This window comes from Oribacterium sp. KHPX15 (genome assembly GCF_900107835.1).
In the GTDB taxonomy this organism is placed as follows: domain Bacteria; phylum Bacillota; class Clostridia; order Lachnospirales; family Lachnospiraceae; genus Oribacterium.
This window is the reverse complement of the sequence record NZ_FNRG01000001.1, coordinates 283673-305786: the sequence shown is the minus strand read 5'-3', so window position 1 is coordinate 305786 and position 22114 is coordinate 283673. Positions and strand designations below refer to the sequence as shown.

Here is a 22114-nt window from a genome sequence, read left to right as displayed (position 1 = left end):
ACGTGTCTCAGGGGCTGAAGTCAGTATATATCCTTTATGTCAGTTTTCCTCATCAAGCTTAGCTATATCCACAAGGGTAAGCTCCGATGACTTGTTTTCAAGTGAAGTTGCAAGAGCCTTTGCGGTATCAATGGCGGTAAGAACATTAACACCGGTCTCAACCGCGTTTCTTCTGATGACGAAACCGTCCTTTCCTGCCTCTGCACCTTCCTTAGGTATGTCGATGACGATATCAAGCTCATGTCCCAGAACCAGGTCGAGGATGTTAGGAGATTCCTGCTCCACCTTACGTACCTGGAAGCACTTTACGCCGCCCTCAGAAAGAGCCTTCTGGGTTCCGAGGGTTGCGAAGATACGGTATCCGAGAGCTTCAAAACGCTTTGCGATAGGAACGATTTCTGCCTTATCCTCATCCTTAACGGTGATAACCATATTCTTATACTTCGGAAGCTGGATTCCCGCACCCTGGAAGGCTTTGTAAAGAGCCTCGTTAAAGGATTTTGCGATACCGAGACATTCGCCTGTTGACTTCATTTCAGGTCCGAGGCTAATGTCGGCGCCCTTTATCTTCTCGAAGGAGAATACAGGCATCTTTATAGCGTAGTATGCGGCTTCCTTCTGAAGACCCGGCTCGTAGCCAAGCTCTCTTATGGTATGTCCGCAGATGATCTTTGTGGCAAGAGGAACAATAGGAATTCCCGTAACCTTGCTGATGTAAGGCACTGTTCTTGAGGAACGCGGGTTAACTTCGATAATGTAAACCTCGTCACCGTCTGCAATGAACTGAACATTAACCATACCGATAACGTGAAGAGCCTTGGCAAGGCGCTCAGTGTAATCGATGACTCTCTGCTTTGCTGTTGCTGTAAGGCTTCTCTGCGGGTAGATGGAAATGGAGTCTCCGGAATGGATACCGGTACGCTCTATATGCTCCATGATTCCCGGGATGAGAATGTCTTTGCCGTCACAAATTGCATCTACTTCAAGCTCAGTTCCGCGGATGTACTTATCTACAAGGATCGGGTGCTCCTGGGCGATCTGGTTGATCTCTCCTATGTACTCATCGATATCCTCATCACAGATGGCGATACGCATTCCCGCGCCACCAAGCACGTAGGATGGACGTACAAGTACAGGATATCCAAGCTCGTTAGCAGCTTCCTTTGCTTCCTCAGCAGTAAATACGGTCTTACCTGCGGCACGCTGGCAGCCGGTTTCCTGAAGGATGGCATCGAATCTCTCACGGTCCTCTGCTGCATCCACGTCATCCTGCTGGGTTCCGAGGATAGGTACGCCCATTTTCTCAAGGGCATCAGCAAGCTTGATGGCGGTCTGACCACCGAACTGGACCACTGCTCCGTCCGGCTTTTCTATATCAACCACATTCTTCACATCCTCCGGTGTCAGAGGCTCGAAGTAAAGCTTGTCTGCTATATCGAAGTCGGTTGAAACCGTCTCAGGGTTGTTATTTATAATTATAGTTTCATAGCCCTCTTTTTTAAACTGCCATGTACAGTGAACCGAGCAGAAATCGAACTCGATACCCTGTCCGATACGGATGGGACCCGATCCCAGAACCAGAACCTTTTTCTTCTTTTCGGGATCACGGAAGGCACCGGTGGATTCATTTTCGGAACCGAAAACGCTGTAGTAGTAAGGTGTCTCAGCCTCAAACTCAGCAGCACAGGTATCAACCATCTTGAAGGCTGCCTTTATATCCCACTTGTCACGCATCTCGGCAATCTCTGATTCCTCGTAGCCTGTGAGACGGGCGATAACATTATCCGGGAACTCGATCCTCTTGGCTTCACGAAGTAAAGTCTCGTTCATGGACTCGCTCTTTAAACGGTTCTCCATGTCAATGAGTATCTTGATCTTATCTATAAACCACTCGTCAATCTTTGTGATATCGTGAATCTCCCGGTAGCTGTAGCCGCGGCGTAGTGCCTCGGCGATAACCCAGATACGACGGTCATCAACTCTGTGAAGAAGCTTCTGGAGGTCGTGATCATCAAGGTCTGAGAAGTCATAGGACATAAGTGAATCCACATGCTGCTCCAGGGAACGGATGGCCTTCATGAGACCTCCCTCGAAGTTGTTGGCGATGGCCATAACCTCACCGGTAGCCTTCATCTGGGTTCCCAGAGTGTGCTCGGCGGTAATGAATTTGTCGAAAGGAAGACGCGGCATCTTAACTACCACATAGTCAAGCATGGGTTCGAAGGAAGCGTAGGTCTTTCCGGTTACGGCATTCTTTATCTCATCCAGAGTGTAGCCGAGAGCGATCTTTGCAGCCACCTTTGCGATGGGGTATCCGGTTGCCTTTGAAGCAAGGGCTGAGGAACGGGAAACTCTCGGGTTAACCTCGATAACGCAGTACTCCATGCTCTCCGGGTGAAGTGCATACTGAACATTACATCCGCCGGTGATTCCCAGTTCCGTGATAATGTTTAAGGCTGAGGTTCTCAGCATCTGGTATTCCTTGTCACCGAGAGTCTGTGAAGGAGCAACTACGATGGAGTCACCTGTGTGTACGCCTACAGGGTCAATGTTCTCCATATTACATACGGTGATAACATTACCCGCAGAATCACGGATAACCTCGTACTCGACTTCCTTCCAGCCGGCGATACACTTCTCAACCAGTACCTCGTGAACTCTTGAAAGTCTGAGACCGTTCTCAAGAATCTCGGTGCACTGCTCGCGGTTCTCGGCAATTCCGCCGCCGGAGCCTCCAAGGGTGTAAGCAGGACGGAGAACTACAGGGTAGCCGATCTCCTCTGCGACCCTGAGACCATCCTCAACCGAATGAACAACCTCTGATGGTGCCACCGGCTCATGAATCTTCTCCATGGTCTCCTTGAACATGAGACGGTCCTCAGCCTTCTTGATGGTGAGAGCTGTGGTTCCGATAAGTCTTACGTTATGGGACTTAAGGAAGCCTGACTCGTCGAGAGCCATGGCAAGGTTGAGACCTGCCTGTCCGCCGAGAGTGGGAAGGATAGAATCCGGCTTCTCCTTCTCGATAAGTCTCTCAAGAACCTCTATGGTCAGCGGCTCAATGTATACATGATCCGCGATATCCTTATCCGTCATGATGGTTGCAGGATTTGAGTTGAGAAGTACTACCTCGATACCTTCCTCCTTAAGAGAACGGCAGGCCTGGGTTCCTGCATAGTCAAACTCTGCGGCCTGGCCTATAACTATAGGGCCCGAACCGATCATCAATACTTTTTTAATGCTGTTATCCTTCATTCTCTCATGCCTCCATCATCTTCATAAAACGCTCGAACAGATATGCACTGTCCTTAGGTCCGGGACAAGCCTCCGGATGATACTGCACCGTAACGATGTTCTTGCCCACATACTTAAGGCCTTCGTTGGTGCCGTCATTAACATTGACAAAGGCTTCCTCGCAAACCTTTGGATCCAGTGATTTAGGGTCAACTGCATATCCGTGGTTCTGTGAGGTGATGTATACGCGACCGTTTGAAAGGTCCTTTACCGGATGGTTTCCTCCGCGGTGACCGTACTTAAGCTTGAAGGTATCTGCGCCTGTGGCAAGAGCCATAAGCTGGTGTCCGAGGCAGATTGCGAAGATCGGAACCTCCGAATCGTAAAGCTTTTTGATTTCCTTTATGATGGAAACATTTTCCTTAGGGTCTCCGGGACCGTTTGAGATCATTATTCCGTCGGGATTCTGGCTCAGGATGGTCTCTGCTGTTGTATCCGCAGGATAAACGGTGACATCACAGCCCTGTCTCTGAAGAGAACGTATAATGTTTCTCTTGGCACCAACATCGATGAATGCTACTCTCTTCGGCTCCTTATCGCCTGTGTAGCGGCTGCCGTCCGGGTTCTGGGCCTGAGCCACATAAACTCCCTTTGTGGTGGTCTTCGCAACAACACCTGTAACCGAGTAAGCCTTGATCTTCTCAAGGATGGAGGAAAACTCCTCTCCTTTGTAACGCTTAGTGGTAACCATACCGTTCATGGTTCCCTTGTCACGAAGGATCTTTGTCAGTGCTCTGGTATCTATTCCGGCTATTCCCGGGATATCATTTTTCTTTAAAAAGTTCTGGATTGTGTTTTCAGATCTGAAATTGGACGGCATGCGTGAGAGCTCACGAACTATAAATGCGTCCAGCCATGGGCGATCCGACTCCATATCGTCGTAACAGATACCATAATTACCGATCAGCGGATACGTCATGACAGTTGCCTGTCCCGCATACGAAGGGTCGGTTAAAACCTCAAGATAACCTGTCATGGAAGTGTTGAATACCACTTCGGAAATGACCTCCTTCACAGCGCCGATCGACGTACCTTTGAATACAGTTCCATCTTCAAGAATCAGAAATGCGTCCATTGTTTCTCCTTTTGACGTAAAATAATTGTTGCCATGTTTATTGATATGGACTGTCCCCAAAGTCAAATGCGGAAGTCCTTTCAAAAAAATAGAGATGTTATAAAAGCATCTCTGTTTTTTGTCTTTTACCAAAGCTCCATGTAGCTGTTACTGTAAAATACGCTACCGAATAAACGGGAACAGCATGACATATATCCTGATTTCACAGATACAAAATCTGTGAAATCAAAAAGCTGCATCTTGTTATAGATACCGTCTGTCTGAAAAATACAATACATAAAAAATGTATATGTAAATCTTATATTCCGGAACAGGCTATTCTGAACATGTTCGAGTAGCAGTATCTTCACCGTATCAAACCGGGAAATCTCCGCTGAAGACCTCCACCGCAGGACCTGTCATGAAGCAACGGCCAGTGGCGGATTCATATTTAATTTTTAAATCGCCACCTATAAGGTGAACCGTAACCTCTGTGTCAGGCTGAAGCTTCTTTGCCATACATCCGGCGGCAACAGATGCTGTTGCTCCTGTTCCGCAGGCTAATGTTTCACCCGAGCCTCTCTCCCATACCCTGAAATCAATCTCAGTAGGGGAAATGATCCTGATGAACTCCGAATTTACCTTCTCGGGGAACCTTTCATGAGTCTCGAAATCATGTCCATATAAAAGAAAATCCAAATCAGAGACCTTAGAAACATTAAGCTCAGGATTATCGGACAGGAAATAAATCGCATGAGGATTACCGACGTCTATGCCGATAAAACGTAAATGCATCCCATGAACAGTGATATCTTCAGGAAGCTCGGAAGTGAGTTTCGCAATACCCATATCAACTGTTGCGTGGGTCATTTTACCGTTGTCTGTATAAAGCTTAATTTTCTTAAGTCCCGATTTGGTATCGATGACTGCTTCATCACGGTCACTTGGAATAATGCCGTGATCATATATGTATTTCGCTACGCAACGTATGCCGTTGCCGCACATATTACCTTCGGATCCGTCCAGATTGAACATATGCATATAAGCATCTGCTTTATCGGAGGGCTCGATGAGGATGAGACCGTCGCCGCCTACACCGTAGTGTCTGTCGGCGATCTTCACCGCAAGTGATGATGGATCCTTGACCTTCTCCGAAAAGCAATTTACATACACATAGTCGTTTCCGCAACCCTGCATCTTTGTAAATTTCATAGGCTTTCCTTTTTTAGTGTCACGAGGTCAGAAGTTTGAAACATGAAGTGCTTCACGAGCTTTACTTCAGAGCCCCGTTTGTTCAAATTTTCAATATAATATCAAAAATCGTGTCCGGGCACAATATAAATAATATACATAAAATGAATTTTTATGTAAACAATAGGTAATTGATTTATATTTCTATCAAAGTGTATGTAGCTCTACTCTTTTTGGCTTCATACAGTGCCTTATCCGCAATTCCTATGAGATTGCTCACAAGCTCCGTGCCTAATGCTGCACCAAAGCTCATAGTGATGTGAACCTCCGGGTAATCCACAAGAGTGATTCCCTCAAGCTCTGACTCAAGGTATGTAAGCTTGCTTTCCAGGTCCGCTTTTTTGATATCAAAGAAAACTATGGTAAATTCGTCTCCGCCATAGCGAATGACTACATCATCCTTTCGGACAGACTGTTCAAGGATTTCCGCAACTTTCTTGATGGCTTCATCACCGCATTGGTGACCGTACTTATCATTGATCATTTTAAAGAAATCGATATCAGCCATTACCACAGCTTCGCAAGGGAGATACACGATCTTTTCATCAAGAAACTTTCTGTTTTTTATTTTGGAAAGAGAATCAATATAGATTTCCGTTTCAAAATCAGATATTTTTTTCTGTTGTGCAAGATGCTGCAGCTTGGTTTCCGTAATGTCAAAACAACCATAAACTATGTGGGTGATTTTTCCCTCCTTATCCCGGTCACCCACCAAAAACACTCCGCTGAACCAACGCTTTGCACTTTCGCTGTAAAACTCAAGACTAGTGGATCCATGTTCTTCGATAGCTGAAAGTATTTTGTCTTTTTGCAGCCAGTTTTCAAAGTTTTTACGGAAGCTCTCCGCTACAGTGGTTTTCACATTATTCATAAGAAATCTAAAAGCATCAGGATCTTTCGGAACCATTTCCACGTATTCATTGGTGCTGATTATGCGGTAGCTCATATCGCTCACATCGATGAATAAGGAGAAATTGAAGATCTGCCCCATAGCCTCAATGATTTTCAGGTGCTCCTCCAGCTCCTGCTGCGCCGTGATGTCACGATAACAGCCCATATATATCTCTAAGGAGCCGTCATCAGGACGTCTTACAAATCTTCCTGCTCCGGTGACCCATATAATGCTGCCATCCTTTCTGCGCATACGATAAGTGGCATGTGTTATATCAGGTAACCTGCGGTGAATGCGAACTGTATCCCAGAAAAGCTTGACCAGACCATCCCGTTCTTCAGGAATAAGGGTTTTTACCCAGCTGTCAAACTCATTAGGAAGGTCATCAAGTCCGTTATATCCCAACAGCTGCCGGGCTTCTTCATTGAACTCAAAGCTCAGCATGTTTTCATCACGATCAAAAGTACAGAAATACATTCCGGCTTTAAGTCCTTTGGCGAACATATCCTCTCTGATTTTTGCGATTCGACATTTGGCGTTTGCTTCTTCGATCCTTTTGTTACACTCTATGATGAGCGCCTGCTGTTCCTTTGGATAATCACACACATTAAACAAAGGTACCGTATCATCAAACCCGGCACTATCTTCTGCAGTAAACTGACCTATGCTGTTATCTATACTATCTACATAATTATCTTTATCCATCATATCAACCAAGACAACCTCATATACTTTCCTGTTCATGGAAATATTTTACACACTATTCAGCGAATACAATCGCTGCCATAAGCATACATCGGCAAAAAAACTATTTAACATAATTATTAAAAGGATAATTATATTAGTATTCAATTTCAGTAAACCATAGGGAGTGATATTTCTGGCAACGCAAAGTGCAAAATGACTTCGATACCCACTTTTGTCACTCGGAGTTGATATAAAAACCCGGCTGGACACAGAGTCTGTGTTCAGCCGGGTCAATGTTACTCTAAATTTATCGTCTTACTTTTTCTTACCAAGATAAGCTGCCTTTATGTCATCATTGGCGAGAAGCTCAGCACCTGTGCCTGACAGAGTGATGCGGCCTGTTTCCATAACATAGGCTTTATCAGCTACTTTCAGTGCCATGTTGGCATTCTGCTCGATGAGGAGGATGGTTGTACCGCGCTCCTTGTTGATCTTCTTGATGATGGAGAAGATTTCCTGCACAACTATGGGGGCAAGACCGAGGGAGGGCTCATCCAGCATCATGATTTCCGGATTGGACATAAGGGATCTCGCTACCGCAAGCATCTGCTGCTCACCGCCGGAAAGTGTTCCGGCAAGCTGCCAGTTACGTTCCTTAAGTCTCGGGAACAGATTATAAACATTCTCTATGTCTGCTGTGAGATCATCATTTCTTAAATATGCACCGATCTTTATGTTCTCAAGAACGGTCATGTCGGGGAATACTCTTCTTCCCTCGGGGCAGAGCACGATGCCCTTTCCCACTCTTTTTGCTGATGGCATGTTGGTAATGTCTTCGCCGTCAAGATTGATGGTTCCCTCGCTGGCCTTAACAAGACCTGCAATTGTACGGAGTGTTGAAGACTTTCCTGCACCGTTTGCTCCTATGAGAGTTACGATGGAATGATCCGGAACCTCAAAGCTGATGCCCTTAACAGCTTCGATTCCACCATAGTGTATTTTAAGATTATCTACTTTAAGCATCCTCAGAACCTCCCAGATAAGCTTCGATTACTTCAGGATTGCTCTGAATCTCATCAGGAGTTCCCTGAGCGATGAGCTTTCCGAAATTAAGAACATAGATACGTTCTGAAATCTGCATTACCAGATCCATATGATGCTCTATCATGAAGATACTGAGCTTGTACTGATCACGGATCTTTACGATGAAGTCAGTAAGCTCCTGAGTCTCCTGAGGGTTCATGCCGGCAGCCGGCTCATCCAGAAGCAGAAGCTCAGGCTGTGTCGCAAGTGCTCTTGCAATCTCAAGATGTCTCTGGAGACCGTAAGGAAGTGAAGATGCGATCTCATCCTTAAGCTCATAGAGACCCTGCTCTTTAAGAAGCAGCGCGGTCTCTTCTCTCATGCGCTTCTCTTCCGCACGGTTAAGTCTCAGCGTCGCGGTGAAAACATTATCCTTTGCACGGAGATGCTTTGCGATGAGAACATTATCAAAAACAGTAAGATTTGAGAAAAGTCTTATGTTCTGGAAGGTTCTTGCGATTCCGAGTTTTGTAATCTCGTCCGGAGAGGTTCCTTTAAGGTTTTTTCCGTTAAAGCTGACCATTCCGGAAGTGGGTGTATAGATTCCTGTGATACAGTTAAATGCAGTTGTTTTACCTGCACCGTTAGGACCGATGAGAGCAACGATTTCTCCCTTATTTACATCAAGAGAAAGATTGTCTATGGCTCTTACGCCTCCGAACTGCATGATGACATTCTGCATGCTGAGGACATTCTGTGTGTTATCGTTCATTATGCCTTGCCCTCCATCTTTTTACTTTTCTTTTTGAACGGATGCTTAAAAAAGTCAAAGATTCCGTTCCAGCTGAATTCATTTGTTCCCATGAGTCCCTTTCTGTAGAAAAGAACTACAACCATGAGAAGTATGGAGAAGATGACCATACGGAATCCCGGTCTGAAGAGAGGAACCTGAACTCCTCCAATCATAAGGGGCTCATCAAAGAATCTCAGAAGCTCTCTTCCTGCGGTAACGATGAAAGCACCGATAACAGAACCTGTAACAGAACCGATACCACCGATAACAACGATGAGAAGGATATCGTAGGTAAGGGCAACCTGGAAGGTCTTACTGTCAATTGATCTCATGAACATGGCAAGCATTCCGCCACTTATTCCGGCAAAGAATGAAGAGATAACGAAGGAAAGCTCCTTGGTTTTGAAAAGGTTGATACCCATTGCCTCGGCTGCTATCTCATCCTCACGTACTGCCTTAAACATCCTTCCGTAGGAGGAATTGATGAGAAGTATCATAAGTCCGATACAAACCACGGATAATGCCAAAGGCTGGAATATATTGGTAAATCCCGGAATGGACTTGAGACCGTATGATCCGTTCGTGATGGTATCGAACTGAGGGGCAGCGATACATGCACGGATGATCTCGGCAAATCCAAGAGTTGCAATTGCAAGGTAGTCAGACTTGAGTCTGAGAACCGGGAAACCGATAAGAGCTGCAACACCTGCGGCAACAAGTCCTCCAAGAATCAGCGCCACGATGATGGGGAGCTGAACATTTGCAATGGCAGGATTTATACCGGAAATGTAATAAACGGAAGGTCTCTGTCCCACAGGGATTGTAAAAATAGCTGTCACATAAGCACCAAGTGCCATGAAACCTGCCTGACCAAGTGAGAACAGACCGGTGAAACCATTAACCAGATTCATGGAAACCGCAACTACTGCGTAAACCATGGATCTTTCAATGATGGAAATTGCATAACTGTAGCTGTATTTATTTGCCTCAAGAAAACCACATATTCCGAGCACAGCGGCTATAAGGATAAGTGTACATATGCAGTTTCTTCGTTTTTCTTTGTTTATCATTCTGTTTGGACCCATCCTTTCCTCCTTAGACCTTATTGGTAGTCTTCTCACCAAAAATTCCGGTAGGACGGACAAGAAGAATAACTATCAGGATTACAAAGGTAAATGCATCTGAGAAGGTGGACTGTCCCGCAGCGACCAACGCAGTTTCACCTATTCCGATGAGGAATCCTCCCACAACTGCTCCCGGTATAGAACCGATACCTCCGAAAACGGCGGCTACAAAGCATTTCATTCCGGGAAGTGAGCCTGAGAATGGGAATACTGTCATTCGGTCTGTAAAGTAAAGAATAGAACCTACAGCCGCAAGAATAGAACCTATGGCGAAGGTAATGGAAATAGTACGGTTGATGTCTATACCCATAAGAGAAGCTGTCTCATAGTCCTTTGATACCGCTCTCATGGCCATACCCATCTTTGTATGCTGGATAAGTGTCATGAGAAGATATACAAGTATGATGGTAAGCACCGGTGTCAGGAAGGTTACGAAGGAAGCTGAAAGACCTCCCAGCTGGTAAACTTTTTTAAGCACCGGGATCTCCGGATAACCCATCGGCAACGCTGTGAAAAGATAGGTTGCAAGATTCTGGAGCAGGTATGATACACCGATGGCAGAGATCATAACTGACATTCTGGGTGCCGAACGGAGTGGTTTGTAAGCTACTCTCTCGATGCTCACGCCGAGAACCGTTGTCACTATGAGAACGATCGGAAGGGCGATAAACCATGGGAAAGATGCCATGGCAAATATCATGAAGTATCCTGCCATCATGAAGATATCACCATGTGCGAAGTTGATAAGTCTGAGTATACCGTATACCATGGTGTAACCGATGGCGATAAGTGCATAAGCACCACCCAGTGAAATACCTGTCAGACACTGCTGCAGGAACGTTGTAAGAGACATAAGATGATTCCCCTTATAAAAAGAATAGATTTGATATTGATATGATTCAGCACCTTGCATACGGATGTGTGCCAAGGCGCTGTCAGTGAATGACAAATACTTTAGACATTCACCTCATAGGTTGATCTGAAAAGTATAAAGGGACATCTTTAAAGGATGCCCCTCTTACAATACCGCTAATGTTTCGTAAGGCTATCATATCGGTCAGTTCCTGATCGATGATCCTGAATAGTTACGATAAAACAGAAAGTGATGATTAGCCGTTGATGGTTGTAGTTGTAAGGAACTTAAACGCACCATCCTGGATGGTCTTGATGAATGCCATATCCTTATTTGCGTCGCCCTCTTCGTTGAAGGAAACAGCTCCTGTAACACCGTCAAATGAAACAGTCTTGAGAGCTTCCTTTATAGCCTCGCCGTCAGTTGACTGTGCCTTCTCGATAGCATTGTATGCTGCAAGGTAAGCGTCATATCCGAGAGCTGATACTGCAGGGATGATATCTGACTGATCATTTGCCTTTAAGTAATCCTTGAAGCCCTTGATGAATGACTCGGCCTCTGCATTGGCAGGTTCAGCCTCATCGAAGAAGGTTGAAAGTACTACGCCCTCTGCATCGCTGCCTGCGTTTTCAATGATGGTTGAGTTCTCCCATGTATCACCTGCAGCGATAAGAGATGTGATTCCAAGTTCTCTTGCCTGCTTGATGATAAGCGGTGCTGTTGTGATGGATGAAGGAGCAAAGATAACGTCAGGATTTGCTGCCTTAATGTTTGTAAGAACAGCCTTGAAATCTGTCTGGTTTGTCTGGAACTGCTCTTCGTCTACTACTGTTCCGCCAAGCTCTGTGAAAGCAGTCTTGAAATAGGAACCAAGACCTGATGAATAGTCATCACCAAGCTGTGTGAGGATAGCTGCGCTCTTATATCCGTTCTGCATAGCGTAGTTAGCCATTACAGTTCCCTGGAACGGATCAAGGAAACATGTTCTGAAGTAGTATTCATTGCCCTGTGTAACCTGAGGGTTTGTACATGAGCATCCGATGGCAGGAACCTTGGCATCTGCAAAGATCTGTCCGGCTGCGATAGAAACACCTGAACCGTAGGAACCGATAACTACAGAAACCTTCTCACCCATAAGCTTGTTAGCAGCATTTACTGCCTCAGTCTTATCTGACTTGTTATCTACCTCTACAAGCTCGATGGTGTATTCCTTGTCACCGATCTTAACTGTCTTGTGAGTTTCATTTGCATAACGAATACCAAGTACCTCCTGGAATCCGCCACCGCCGTTCTCACCGGTTGTAGGCTCAAATACACCGATCTTGATAACGTCTCCGCCTGCACTTGCACCGCTTCCTGTATTTCCGCCGGATGATGCTCCGCCACAGGCAGCAAGTGATGCAGTCATAGCTGCAGCAAGACCTAATGCTAAGATTTTCTTCAGTTTCATACTTCCCTCCTTAGTAATGACATATCAGTCAAAAGTCGATATAAGCAGTTTTTTTATCTGGTATTCTGTCGGCTTATATCTGTAGTGTTTTTTAGTACATTTTCACTGTTTTGTCCGTGGTGGAAAAACAAGTGTATTCCATGTACACACATTTGTGATTATTCTATCACTTTTAAGGATTATTTCAACATATATAAGGCTAAAATATTACTCAATGTTAATGATAGAATATTTATGACAACTGCGGGTTATGACTTGGCGCAAAAAAACGGAGCTACCGCATGCGCGGCAGCTCCGTTGCTGTCCTTTGTATATTATATCAAGCAGGACGAAAATGCAAGGGATGCGCGACGGGCCACGGAGTTGAAAGTACATTTGGCGCAGATATGTTCGCCCAGGCTGCACTGACGTGCATCCTGTTCGTACATATCTGCGCCAAATGTGCTTTCAGTCCGCAGCCCTAGCCGCACATCCCTTGCATTTTCTGAGCTTGGTTGTTCGACATTTAGATTGAACTGTTACATAGCAATGAAGACATAAAGGGCGTGAAACTTTAACGTGATTTTTAGAGAGGGGAGAACAATAGAAAAAATTCAGCCGGGCGATGGCTTCGCATGTGGCCCGGCTGAAACGATATGATTATTACATCCTATGGTCTTTGCGGCCACGGCTGATGTTTTTGCGGTTAGCTGAATTGTTGTGGTCGTAGTGGTCGTAACGGTTGTTGTTGTAATTGGAATTATAATTATTGTTGTTCTGGTTTTGGTTCTTTTGAGATCGGCGGATTTGAAGGACCTCCATGAATTCCTCTTCGGACATGTCCAGGTCTTTGAGGCGTTCGGTTCGGCGGTCATGCATGTATCTGGCCATCTTTCGGGAATCTCTTACACGTTTGATGCCGAGAGCGGCGAATGTGGCTAAAATGGCAACACCGACAACGCCGGCAATTGCGGTCACGCTTATGGAGGTCAGGGCTTCCTTAGTCTGTTCGTCCGCAGCGGAGGATTCCTGAGAGCTGGTTTCTATGGCGACTGTCGGTTCTTTTTCAATAAAATACCTTCCTACAGGGAGTCCGTCTGCAAGATATTCTATTTCTGCTATGGTGTGTGCGGAAACATAATCCGGCAGGTTATAGTTCAGTCTGTAAGTCAGTCCTTCCTGAGAGGAACCAACGGGTAATGACACATACATGGTTTCCTTTACGGAAAGGTCTGAGGCGGTGCATCCGGAATCCGCAATGGTATCTGCGATCAGACGGTTCTTTATATCCTCTGTGTTGAAGAGTGAAGGATCCAGAACCTGGTTTTCCGTGCTGTAGAAACCAAGGTCCAGCATGGCTTTAGTGTCTGTATAATGGGCTGGGTTCTTATCCTTCAGAACAACTGCTACAAGATTTCTGCCGTTTTCGCTTGCCATAGTGATGAGAGTATTGCCGGAATCCATGGTATAGCCGGTTTTTCCTGCGACTACTCTGCTGTCAGAGTACTTTGTATCATCAAGGTGCATTTTGTGCTCCATATAAACTGTATGTCCATTCGGATTACGGATGGTGCTTGCCAGCTTATAGGAAAGGTGTGAATCGATCTCCATGAAGGCTTCATTTTTCATGGCAGCTATGCCTATAAGACCCATGTCATAGGCGCTGGTATAGTGATTCTCATTAAAAAGACCTGAAGGATTTGTGAAGTGGCTGTCTGTGCATCCAAGCTTTGCAGCCTTTTGATTCATCATTTCCGCAAATGCTTCCCTGGATCCTGCCACATGACAGGCGAGGGCATTGGCGGCCTCATTGGCGGATTTCAGGAGAAGTGCGTGGAGGCAGTCTTCAACCGAAAGCGTATCCCCCTCTTCTATCTGAGCATTGGAAGATCCTGCATCAACATTGTAAACATCATCATGGGAAAAGGTGACCATATCATCAAGCTTGCAATTATCAAGCACTACCAGTGCGGTCAATACCTTTGTGATGGATGCAGGATATTCCTTTGTATGGGCATTCTTCTGAAATAGTACAGCTCCCGTATCTGCGTCCATAACAATGCCGGCCTCAGCATTGATCTCCACATACGGAAAATTCCATGCTGCATACGCCTTGATGGTACTAAGAGGTGTTATGAGGTTACATATTAAAATTGTCAGTGTGGCGAGTACGGTTAAAAACCGTATTCCACCATGCTTTTTTCTAGTCATTGATTCTCTCTTCCGGTTCTTTTAATTTTGTCTTTTTCGTGTTCAAGTCGTGCATAGTAAAACATGTATTGCTGGAGTACACCGAGGACCGGCTTATAGCTTTCCGGCCAGCTGCCGGAGTAAAACTGTTCCTTTACTCTCTTCATCCATACATCTTCCGGACAAAGAGAAAGTCTGTGAAAACCAAAAAGTGCTGTACAGGAGGCCACTTTTATGCCGACTCCGTGGATCTTCAGAAGTTCTTCCAAAAGCGCCTCATCAGGAGTTTCGGCAAGGGCAGAAAGATCGATCTCTCCGGTAGTGACTTTTCTTGCAGCTTCCATAATGTACCCTGTACGATATCCTGTTCCGGTGGATCCGATCTCTTCGACATCAAATCCTGCAAGAGTTCCGGCATCGGGAAACGGATAAAAATAGATTCTTTCCGGTATTTCCGGAGCTAATGTATGCCACTCAGAACTGTCTATGAAGCATTCTTCTCCGGAAAGTGCACAAAGCTTTTCAACTGTTGTACGTATGGCAGGAACTGATTTTCTCTGAGAAATGATGAAGCTTATAAGCATTTCCCATGGCTCCTGATTAAGTATACGGATGCCGGTACCATATTCCATGCAGGTTTTCAGGAATTCATCCGAAGGATCTGCATAGCTTCTGTAGCATTCGTAGTCCGTTGTCAGATCGAAATAATGTTTATAATATTCCTCCCACTCGGATTCCGTACAGCTTGCCAGATATGTATCTGTATCCCCCTTCGGATCTCTCGAGATAAGGAGACATTTGCCTAAGGCCACAATTTTATATACCGGATATTCTTTTTCAATGGTTCCCACCGAAGTCATGCGGAAACATTGGCCGGACTCTGCTATGGCAGTAAGATCAAAATCTTTAATCGTCAAGTGGAGCATTCAGTACCTCCGTACCTTCAAGAACAAATCTGCCGCCGGATATGATGGAGATATGTTCGCCATGACTTGTTACAGCCTCAATGGAGTCAAGTTCATGATAAGGAATTGTAATATCCGTATGAACCGCAAAATAAGCTTTATCCGGATCAGTTTTTCTGAGGATGGAACATTCATTATCTTTGGCAATGAGTTCTTTTCCGTCAGGGTTGAAGAGATGCATTTCCTCCATAAAGGAGTAACAGGTATCGCCTACTGCAAAATGAGGACCTGTTTTCTCTGCAATGAGGATGGGCATCCTTGCACCGATTTTATACTTCTCGATCATTTTGTATGCAAGAGTATTGGTTCCGATGGCAAATTCTCCTATGGGGAGATTTTCCTTTTCTCCGAATATCACACGGCGGATCAGTGCTTTTGAGGCATCAGGATCTTCAAAGTTTTTACAGCTGTAATCTGTCACTCTTCCGTTTTCAAAAACTATCCTTAAGTCATGGAACTGTATACCATCGATAAATACTGATTTAACGTTCAGCACACCTTCTGTGCCTGTAAGTAAAGGAGAGGTGAATACTTCCCCAAGTGGAATGTTTACATCGGAAAGACAGTTTTCAAAATTTGACTGTTTATCCGGATCAGTAAGAGGATGAAGCATCACCTTCATGTCGGTATCATTTCCACGGCCTTTCACAATCACGTAATCAGCTTTATCGAGAGCATCTATAATCCTTGCCTGTACAGGCATATAGGCTTCCGAAGACAGAGTATTGATGGCAATTGTCTCCCGGAAGATTTCTTTAAAATCGTGTCCTATAGTTGGCAGAGGCCATGCAATGATGGTGAAGGAACGTTCCTCGGCATCGATATATTTATATACGGTATTTTGAAGTTCGCTTCTGTATCTTCCGTAAACTTCTTTCTGATGATCGTTGAAGCTTAGCTTCTCGAACTTTTCTACAGGTTCAAACTCAGGTTCTCCAAATGTTTCCATAACAACAGGACCTGCATAGCGCTTTATTTCCGAATCATAGGTACGGAATATCTGATCTGTTTCCTCCAGCATACGTGATGCTATACGGTCACCCATTACAAGAGAAAGGTCATAGCAGTGATCATAGTCCATCTGCCGGTTAGGGCTCTCATAAAGTAAAGCAGCTCCCTGCGGTGATCTGGTTAGGAAATGAGCTGATCTCACCGGAACAGTGAAATCATAACCATCTTCCTTAAAGTACTCCGCTGCACGTTTTACAACTCTTTCAAAACCAATATGGAATCTAAACTCAATCAGGGATTTTTTATCATATGGCTTTCCCTGGATCAAAAAACCGTCTTTAAATCCTTTATACCAGGTGTATGCCATACGGTCCACCTCTTCATCTGAAAGAGAAGCTGCAAACTCTGCGGTTTTGTAGGCTGTTTCTGATATATAAGCTCCATAAAGATATATGTCATCAACATTTTTAAAATCATGTGATGACAGGACTTTTTTCGTATAGGTATCGGAACAAAGATACTGTCTGTCCATCTGCTTCTTAAGAAAATCCATGGAATAGTCATAAGCATAGGAATAAAGGACATCTTTTAATGTCTTAACCTCGGGAAGTGACTGTGCGTCAGCATTATCCGAAAAATCCCTGTAATCAGAAGTGAAAAGACAATATACCTGAATGAATGTTTCCAGGACATTTGTTATATCATAAAGGTCCTTCTCATAGGCACTTTGAATGAGGTTTTCTATTTCCAAAAGGAGAACAGAAAGGATACTGCCATAAGGAGAAAGCTTCTTTTCAGCGTATGCAGGATTAAGGTATGAGTGATCATAATCTCTTACCATATCCTCATACAGCACCTGATTCCATTTGCGAAGGTCAATGCTTCTGCCGGGAATGGCGTCATTATCTTCAGTAAAGGAATATCCGGACAGATCTATATTTTCAGTTTCTTTTATAAAATCATCTATTTTTATAATGAATTCAGCACATGTAATGAAATAATCCCGGAAAGTTTCCGGCACAGCCTTTTCTTCCGGGATTTCTCTGATGCGCTCTACAGCATCGTTATATCGTTCCATATTACCTCAAAAAAACAAACCTAAAAGAAGCAGGATGAGCCATAGAATCACTATGATTCCTGCAACGATACCTGCAGCATGTACAGGTATGTAATTGCACTCGGGATCCTTTTCAAAAACCATGGAATTAAAAACTGTATAAATAGCCATGATGATTGAACTTATGCCCATGGCACCTATGAATAACGGTCCTTTCCCCTCCATGTAGGTGGAAATGACGATACAGGACACAAGTAAAACAAAGGATAGTATTGCAGTCATAACTTTGAACCAGGTGCCCGGTGCGATTTTTTTACGTATATAATTATATCTCTTTTTATTAGCCACTAAATGCCTCTGGATCCATGACGTCTTTGCGGATGACGTTTAAAATAATTAACTTTCCTTCTGTGCTGCACAAAACAGAAAACAGCATAACCTAAAGTGCCTCCCAACGTGTTAAGTATGATATCGTCCACATCACAGCTTCCCGCACGCAGCACCAGCTGAATCATCTCGATACTGAAGCTCAAAAGATATGTGCATATCACAGCATTATACCAATGCTCCCTGCATCTTGAGCTGATAACACCCAGGATAAAACCGAAGGGCATAAATCCCAGAATATTTCCGTATAGATTGAGCAAAACCCCTCTCAGGCCTATCTGCTTACCGGAAAACAGGTATCTGCTGATCTCAACAAAGGGTGTAAGATTGTAGGTGTATTCTGTTTTTGCGCCTACTCCTCTCTGTTCCATCTCTGAAAAAAACATGAGATAAAGAAGAGCCGCAAGATAAAGTACGAAAAGGATCCAACCAATCTTCTGGTTTCTGGTTGAATGCTTTGCCATTTTTAGAAAGTAAGTTCGTTCTTACGCTTTAAAAGTACGGTTCCGTTTATGATGGAAATAATGCCAACTGTTATTCCTGCAACAAGGATCACTATTCCGAGGGCGATTGAGCCGGCTCCGGTATCTCTCATTGTTTTATAAATCTTCTCCATGATATCTCCTTTTAACTGATTTCTATAAAGGCTAATGTATTTTATCATAATGGGCTGTAGGTGTCAAAAAATGTGCTATAATCCTTGCTATGGAAGCTGAATTATTTAAAGAATTGGAAGATATGGACAGAGCCGCTGTATGTGAGCTTGTCAATGAATGTAATCTCGCAGATCATACGAACTATGACAGCGATCTTGACGGGGATTTTTATTATATTGTCAGAAACGATGATAAAGAGGAAAGTGGTCTTGATTCAGAACTTTTTGCGGTTCTGTCAGGCTATTTTCTCGGTGAGACTGTGGAAGGGAAAAAAGTTATCGAGGTAGAAGCCTTTACCCACCCGTCCATGAGAGGAATCGGCTTTTTTTCCATGTGTTACAACAGTCTTCGGGATGATTTCAGAGATGTAAAGATAAAATTCATGATAAAGAAACCGCTGACAGGTTCTGATTGCGCCGCATATGAGCGTATCTGTTTTGAATCCGATGATGAATCAGAACCAGATGGTTACTTCCCTGAAAGTGATTTGCATGGTGGATCAGATACAGATGATTTCCTCTGTAAGGGTGATTTCCATGATGAATCAGGGGATCAGACCTTCAGGCTAAAGGCTCCTGTCCCATTTGTGGCACCGGATACCTATGAGACTTTAAGATCTATAGGGGCAGTACACCTTTATGATGAGCTGCTTATGGAAAAGGTTCTGGAGCATCCCATATCAGACCCCGGCGATGATCTTTGCAATAAATACGGAGAAGTGCATCTCACAGGTTATGATAAAGAAACGCTTTATCTGTACGGACTTCTGGTGTATGACAAGTATCTGGGAAAAGGCCATGGGAAAGCCCTTATGAAAGCCGTGGAAAACTACGAAAAACCCGGGAAGTACAAAAAAATACTTTTACAGGTTTCAAGTAACAATGTAATAGCACTTAATCTTTATGAAGGCCTCGGATATGTCGAGACCGAAAGAATTGTATATATGATGGTATAAAAAAGCGAGCCGGTATCGACACCGGCTCGCTTTTTCATTGAATAGTCATTAAACTTTAACCTTGATTCTGTCAAGCTTCCAAATCTCATCAACATACTCTTCGATAGTTCTGTCAGATGAGAACTTTCCGGCATGTGAAGTATTGAGAATTCCTGCCTTAGCCCACCAGGACTCATCCTCGTACTGCTCGCAGGCTCTTCTCTGAGCTTCGTCATAGGAAGCGAAATCCTTAAGTATGAAGTAACGGTCAGCCACATCTGATTCCTGTGTATTGAGAAGTGAGTTGTAAAGCGGACGGAACAGCTCAGGATTCTCAGGGCTGTAATATCCGTTTACAAGCTGCATAAGTACTCTTCTGATCTCCTGATTGTGGTTGAAGATCTCCATAGGGTTGTACTGATGATTATGCTCAAGAGCGATAACCTCATCAGAGGACAATCCAAAGGTGAATGCATATTCATGACCAACTTCCTTAACGATCTCAACATTGGCACCATCCATAGTTCCAAGTGTAAGGGCACCGTTAAGCATAAGCTTCATGTTTGAGGTTCCGGAAGCTTCCTTTGAAGCTGTTGAAATCTGCTCTGAAATATCTGCAGCCGGGATGATAAGCTCGGCATTGGATACTCTGTAATCCTCGATGAAAACAACCTTGATCTTTCCGTTTATGGACTCATCGTTGTTTATAACATTGGCAACATTATTGATAAGCTTGATTGTAAGCTTTGCTGTCTTGTAACCTGCAGCTGCCTTTGCACCAAAGATATAAACATGAGGATGGAACTTCATCTCGGGATGATCTTTAAGCTGGTTGTATACATACATTACATGAAGTATGTTGAGAAGCTGTCTCTTGTACTCGTGAAGTCTCTTTACCATGACATCGAAGATGGCATCGGTAGAAACCTGAATTCCGTTGTGCTCAAGTATATACTTGGCAAGACGTTCTTTGTTATGGCGCTTGATAGCCATGAACTCTGCCTGACACTTTTCATCATCAGCATAAACTGCCAGCTTGCTGATCTTGGAGAGATCTGTTATCCAGCCATCACCGATCTTGTCAGAAATCCATTCGGCAAGCTCAGGATTTGCATGAAGAAGCCATCTGCGCTGTGTGATACCGTTTGTCTTGCTTGAGAACTTCTCAGGATACAGTTCATAGAAATCCTTAAGAGTTTCCTTTTTGAGGATCTCTGTATGAAGCTGTGCAACACCGTTTACGGCATGTCCGCCAACGATGGCAAGGTGAGCCATCTTAACCTGTCCGTCATAAATGATAGCCATCTTTGCAATCTTATGCTCGGCATTCTCAGGATACTTGTCACGGATATACTCACAGAAGCGGCGGTTGATCTCCTCAACGATCTGATAGATACGTGGAAGAAGCTTTGAGAAAAGCTCGATAGGCCACTTCTCAAGGGCCTCAGCCATGATGGTGTGGTTTGTATATGCACAGGTCTTTTTGGTTATTTCCCATGCCTCATCCCATGAAAGCTCATAATCATCCATAAGAACCCTCATAAGCTCTGCTACCGCAACTGTAGGGTGTGTATCATTTAACTGGAAGGCAACCTTCTCATAGAGGTGCTTAATGTCTCCGTCGTGTCTGTCAACATAATCCTTTACAGCTGTCTGTACGGAAGCTGAAATAAAGAAATACTGCTGGCGAAGACGAAGCTCCTTACCTGCATAGTGATTATCATTGGGATAAAGAACTTCAACTATGTTACGGGCCATGTTCTCATTTTCAACAGCTGCCTCGTAATTACCTTTATCAAACTCATCAAGACGGAAGGTTTCCTTTGCCTGTGCATCCCATACACGAAGAGTATCAACAACGTGATTGTTGTAACCTACTACAGGTGTATCATATGGAATCGCGATAACTGACTGGTATCCCTTTTGTTCGAATTTAAGCTTTCCGTTGTGGTTTACAGCTTCTACCCATCCTCCGAACTTTACTTCCTTTGAAAGCTCTGCACGACGAAGCTCAAAAGGATTTCCGTCCTTAAGCCAGTCGTCAGGTACTTCCTTCTGATATCCGTTAACGATCTGCTGCTTGAACATACCGTATTTATAGCGTATTCCACATCCGCATGCCCAATATCCGAGAGTTGCAAGGGAATCCAGGAAACATGCTGCAAGTCTTCCGAGACCACCGTTTCCGAGAGCCCAGTCAGGTTCCTCATCCTCAATGGCATTGAGATCAAGATGCAGCTCCTCAAGGGCTTCCTTGATTTCATCACGACAAGTGAGATTTATGATATTGTTGCCGAGAGCTCTTCCCATGAGGAATTCCATTGAAAGATAATAAACTCTCTTGGCGTCCTTTTTCTCAGTTACCTTCTGAGTTGCCATCCAGTCATCAATGATGGTGTTCTGAACAGCATAAGAAACTGCAAAAAAAGCCTCCTTTGTATTGAGATCCTCAAGTGATCTGCGATAAAGCTTGCGGGCACTGCTCTTAATTTCTTTTTTGAATAATTCCTTATCGAACTTCTCCACTATCCTATTCCTTTCTCGAAATATAAATTTCGAATCCTTATGGAAACA

General features: G+C 44.3%; 17 protein-coding genes. 1 reads left to right on the top strand and 16 read right to left on the bottom strand.

The annotated features are described in order from the left end of the window. Nucleotides 1–39: 39 nt before the first annotated feature. The 15 genes from carB to BLV86_RS17700 form a co-directional block, all read right to left on the bottom strand. The gene (gene carB / locus BLV86_RS01220) at nucleotides 40–3255 is read right to left on the bottom strand and encodes a carbamoyl-phosphate synthase large subunit (protein WP_090814839.1); all 3216 of its coding nucleotides are present in this window, start codon (nucleotides 3253–3255) and stop codon (nucleotides 40–42) included. A gap of 4 nt (nucleotides 3256–3259) precedes the next feature. After that, nucleotides 3260–4369 (bottom strand): carbamoyl phosphate synthase small subunit, encoded by a 1110-nt coding sequence (locus tag BLV86_RS01215; RefSeq protein ID WP_090814838.1) that lies wholly within the window; start codon nucleotides 4367–4369, stop codon nucleotides 3260–3262. A gap of 354 nt (nucleotides 4370–4723) precedes the next feature. After that, complete coding sequence (gene dapF / locus BLV86_RS01205) at nucleotides 4724–5560, bottom strand: diaminopimelate epimerase (protein WP_090814836.1); 837 nt, start codon at nucleotides 5558–5560, stop codon at nucleotides 4724–4726. Nucleotides 5561–5735: 175 nt separating this feature from the next. Then, nucleotides 5736–7199 carry a GGDEF domain-containing protein gene (locus BLV86_RS01200; protein WP_242873206.1) on the bottom strand — a complete coding sequence of 488 codons (1464 nt, stop codon included), beginning with the start codon at nucleotides 7197–7199 and terminating at the stop codon, nucleotides 5736–5738. A 294-nt stretch (nucleotides 7200–7493) separates the two neighbouring features. Continuing rightward, nucleotides 7494–8201 (bottom strand): ABC transporter ATP-binding protein, encoded by a 708-nt coding sequence (locus BLV86_RS01195; RefSeq protein ID WP_090814834.1) that lies wholly within the window; start codon nucleotides 8199–8201, stop codon nucleotides 7494–7496. Next, nucleotides 8194–8973 carry an ABC transporter ATP-binding protein gene (locus BLV86_RS01190; RefSeq protein WP_090814833.1) on the bottom strand — a complete coding sequence of 260 codons (780 nt, stop codon included), beginning with the start codon at nucleotides 8971–8973 and terminating at the stop codon, nucleotides 8194–8196. The genes BLV86_RS01195 and BLV86_RS01190 overlap by 8 nt, the downstream gene beginning before the upstream one ends. Further along, nucleotides 8973–10064, bottom strand: coding sequence for a branched-chain amino acid ABC transporter permease (locus BLV86_RS01185; protein ID WP_090814872.1), 1092 nt, complete (start codon nucleotides 10062–10064; stop codon nucleotides 8973–8975). The genes BLV86_RS01190 and BLV86_RS01185 overlap by 1 nt, the downstream gene beginning before the upstream one ends. Nucleotides 10065–10089: 25 nt before the next feature. Further along, on the bottom strand, nucleotides 10090–10971 hold the full coding sequence (locus tag BLV86_RS01180) for a branched-chain amino acid ABC transporter permease (RefSeq protein WP_090814832.1): 882 nt from the start codon (nucleotides 10969–10971) through the stop codon (nucleotides 10090–10092). A gap of 256 nt (nucleotides 10972–11227) precedes the next feature. After that, complete coding sequence (locus BLV86_RS01175; RefSeq protein WP_090814831.1) at nucleotides 11228–12421, bottom strand: ABC transporter substrate-binding protein; 1194 nt, start codon at nucleotides 12419–12421, stop codon at nucleotides 11228–11230. Nucleotides 12422–13063: 642 nt separating this feature from the next. Then, entirely contained in the window at nucleotides 13064–14611 is a 1548-nt protein-coding gene (locus BLV86_RS01170; RefSeq protein ID WP_090814830.1) for a D-alanyl-D-alanine carboxypeptidase family protein, read from the bottom strand. Then, on the bottom strand, nucleotides 14608–15516 hold the full coding sequence (locus BLV86_RS01165; protein ID WP_090814829.1) for a DNA glycosylase: 909 nt from the start codon (nucleotides 15514–15516) through the stop codon (nucleotides 14608–14610). Before BLV86_RS01165 ends, BLV86_RS01170 begins: the two co-directional genes overlap by 4 nt. After that, a complete protein-coding gene (locus BLV86_RS01160) occupies nucleotides 15497–17584 on the bottom strand; it encodes an aminopeptidase (RefSeq protein WP_090814828.1) in 2088 nt (695 codons plus the stop codon). The genes BLV86_RS01165 and BLV86_RS01160 overlap by 20 nt, the downstream gene beginning before the upstream one ends. Before the next feature lie 6 nt (nucleotides 17585–17590). After that, nucleotides 17591–17911, bottom strand: a complete 321-nt coding sequence (locus BLV86_RS01155; protein WP_031549823.1) for a hypothetical protein — start codon at nucleotides 17909–17911, stop codon at nucleotides 17591–17593. Beyond that, nucleotides 17911–18414, bottom strand: a complete 504-nt coding sequence (locus BLV86_RS01150) for a VanZ family protein (protein ID WP_031549825.1) — start codon at nucleotides 18412–18414, stop codon at nucleotides 17911–17913. Before BLV86_RS01150 ends, BLV86_RS01155 begins: the two co-directional genes overlap by 1 nt. Nucleotides 18415–18416: 2 nt before the next feature. Next, nucleotides 18417–18566: a hypothetical protein gene (locus BLV86_RS17700; RefSeq protein ID WP_029199935.1), complete on the bottom strand. Its 150-nt coding sequence runs from the start codon at nucleotides 18564–18566 to the stop codon at nucleotides 18417–18419. Between the two features lie 89 nt (nucleotides 18567–18655). On the opposite strand from BLV86_RS17700, the gene BLV86_RS01145 reads away from it, so the two are divergent. Further along, the gene (locus BLV86_RS01145) at nucleotides 18656–19561 is read left to right on the top strand and encodes a GNAT family N-acetyltransferase (RefSeq protein WP_090814827.1); all 906 of its coding nucleotides are present in this window, start codon (nucleotides 18656–18658) and stop codon (nucleotides 19559–19561) included. A gap of 48 nt (nucleotides 19562–19609) precedes the next feature. Here the strand turns inward: BLV86_RS01145 and BLV86_RS01140 are convergent, their stop codons facing one another. After that, entirely contained in the window at nucleotides 19610–22066 is a 2457-nt protein-coding gene (locus BLV86_RS01140; RefSeq protein ID WP_090814826.1) for a glycogen/starch/alpha-glucan phosphorylase, read from the bottom strand. Nucleotides 22067–22114 lie beyond the last annotated feature (48 nt).

What these genes read in the sequence shown, in the direction of transcription:
- dapF (WP_090814836.1), bottom strand. Translation starts at nt 5,560, where the DNA reads ATGAAATTTACAAAGATGCAGGGTTGCGGAAACGACTATGTGTATGTA.
- BLV86_RS01190 (WP_090814833.1), bottom strand. Translation starts at nt 8,973, where the DNA reads ATGAACGATAACACACAGAATGTCCTCAGCATGCAGAATGTCATCATG.
- BLV86_RS17700 (WP_029199935.1), bottom strand. Translation starts at nt 18,566, where the DNA reads ATGGAGAAGATTTATAAAACAATGAGAGATACCGGAGCCGGCTCAATC.
- BLV86_RS01185 (WP_090814872.1), bottom strand. Translation starts at nt 10,064, where the DNA reads ATGATAAACAAAGAAAAACGAAGAAACTGCATATGTACACTTATCCTT.
- BLV86_RS01200 (WP_242873206.1), bottom strand. Translation starts at nt 7,199, where the DNA reads ATGATGGATAAAGATAATTATGTAGATAGTATAGATAACAGCATAGGT.
- BLV86_RS01215 (WP_090814838.1), bottom strand. Translation starts at nt 4,369, where the DNA reads ATGGACGCATTTCTGATTCTTGAAGATGGAACTGTATTCAAAGGTACG.
- BLV86_RS01170 (WP_090814830.1), bottom strand. Translation starts at nt 14,611, where the DNA reads ATGACTAGAAAAAAGCATGGTGGAATACGGTTTTTAACCGTACTCGCC.
- BLV86_RS01180 (WP_090814832.1), bottom strand. Translation starts at nt 10,971, where the DNA reads ATGTCTCTTACAACGTTCCTGCAGCAGTGTCTGACAGGTATTTCACTG.
- BLV86_RS01160 (WP_090814828.1), bottom strand. Translation starts at nt 17,584, where the DNA reads ATGGAACGATATAACGATGCTGTAGAGCGCATCAGAGAAATCCCGGAA.
- BLV86_RS01165 (WP_090814829.1), bottom strand. Translation starts at nt 15,516, where the DNA reads ATGCTCCACTTGACGATTAAAGATTTTGATCTTACTGCCATAGCAGAG.
- BLV86_RS01195 (WP_090814834.1), bottom strand. Translation starts at nt 8,201, where the DNA reads ATGCTTAAAGTAGATAATCTTAAAATACACTATGGTGGAATCGAAGCT.
- carB (WP_090814839.1), bottom strand. Translation starts at nt 3,255, where the DNA reads ATGAAGGATAACAGCATTAAAAAAGTATTGATGATCGGTTCGGGCCCT.
- BLV86_RS01175 (WP_090814831.1), bottom strand. Translation starts at nt 12,421, where the DNA reads ATGAAACTGAAGAAAATCTTAGCATTAGGTCTTGCTGCAGCTATGACT.
- BLV86_RS01145 (WP_090814827.1), top strand. Translation starts at nt 18,656, where the DNA reads ATGGAAGCTGAATTATTTAAAGAATTGGAAGATATGGACAGAGCCGCT.
- BLV86_RS01150 (WP_031549825.1), bottom strand. Translation starts at nt 18,414, where the DNA reads ATGGCAAAGCATTCAACCAGAAACCAGAAGATTGGTTGGATCCTTTTC.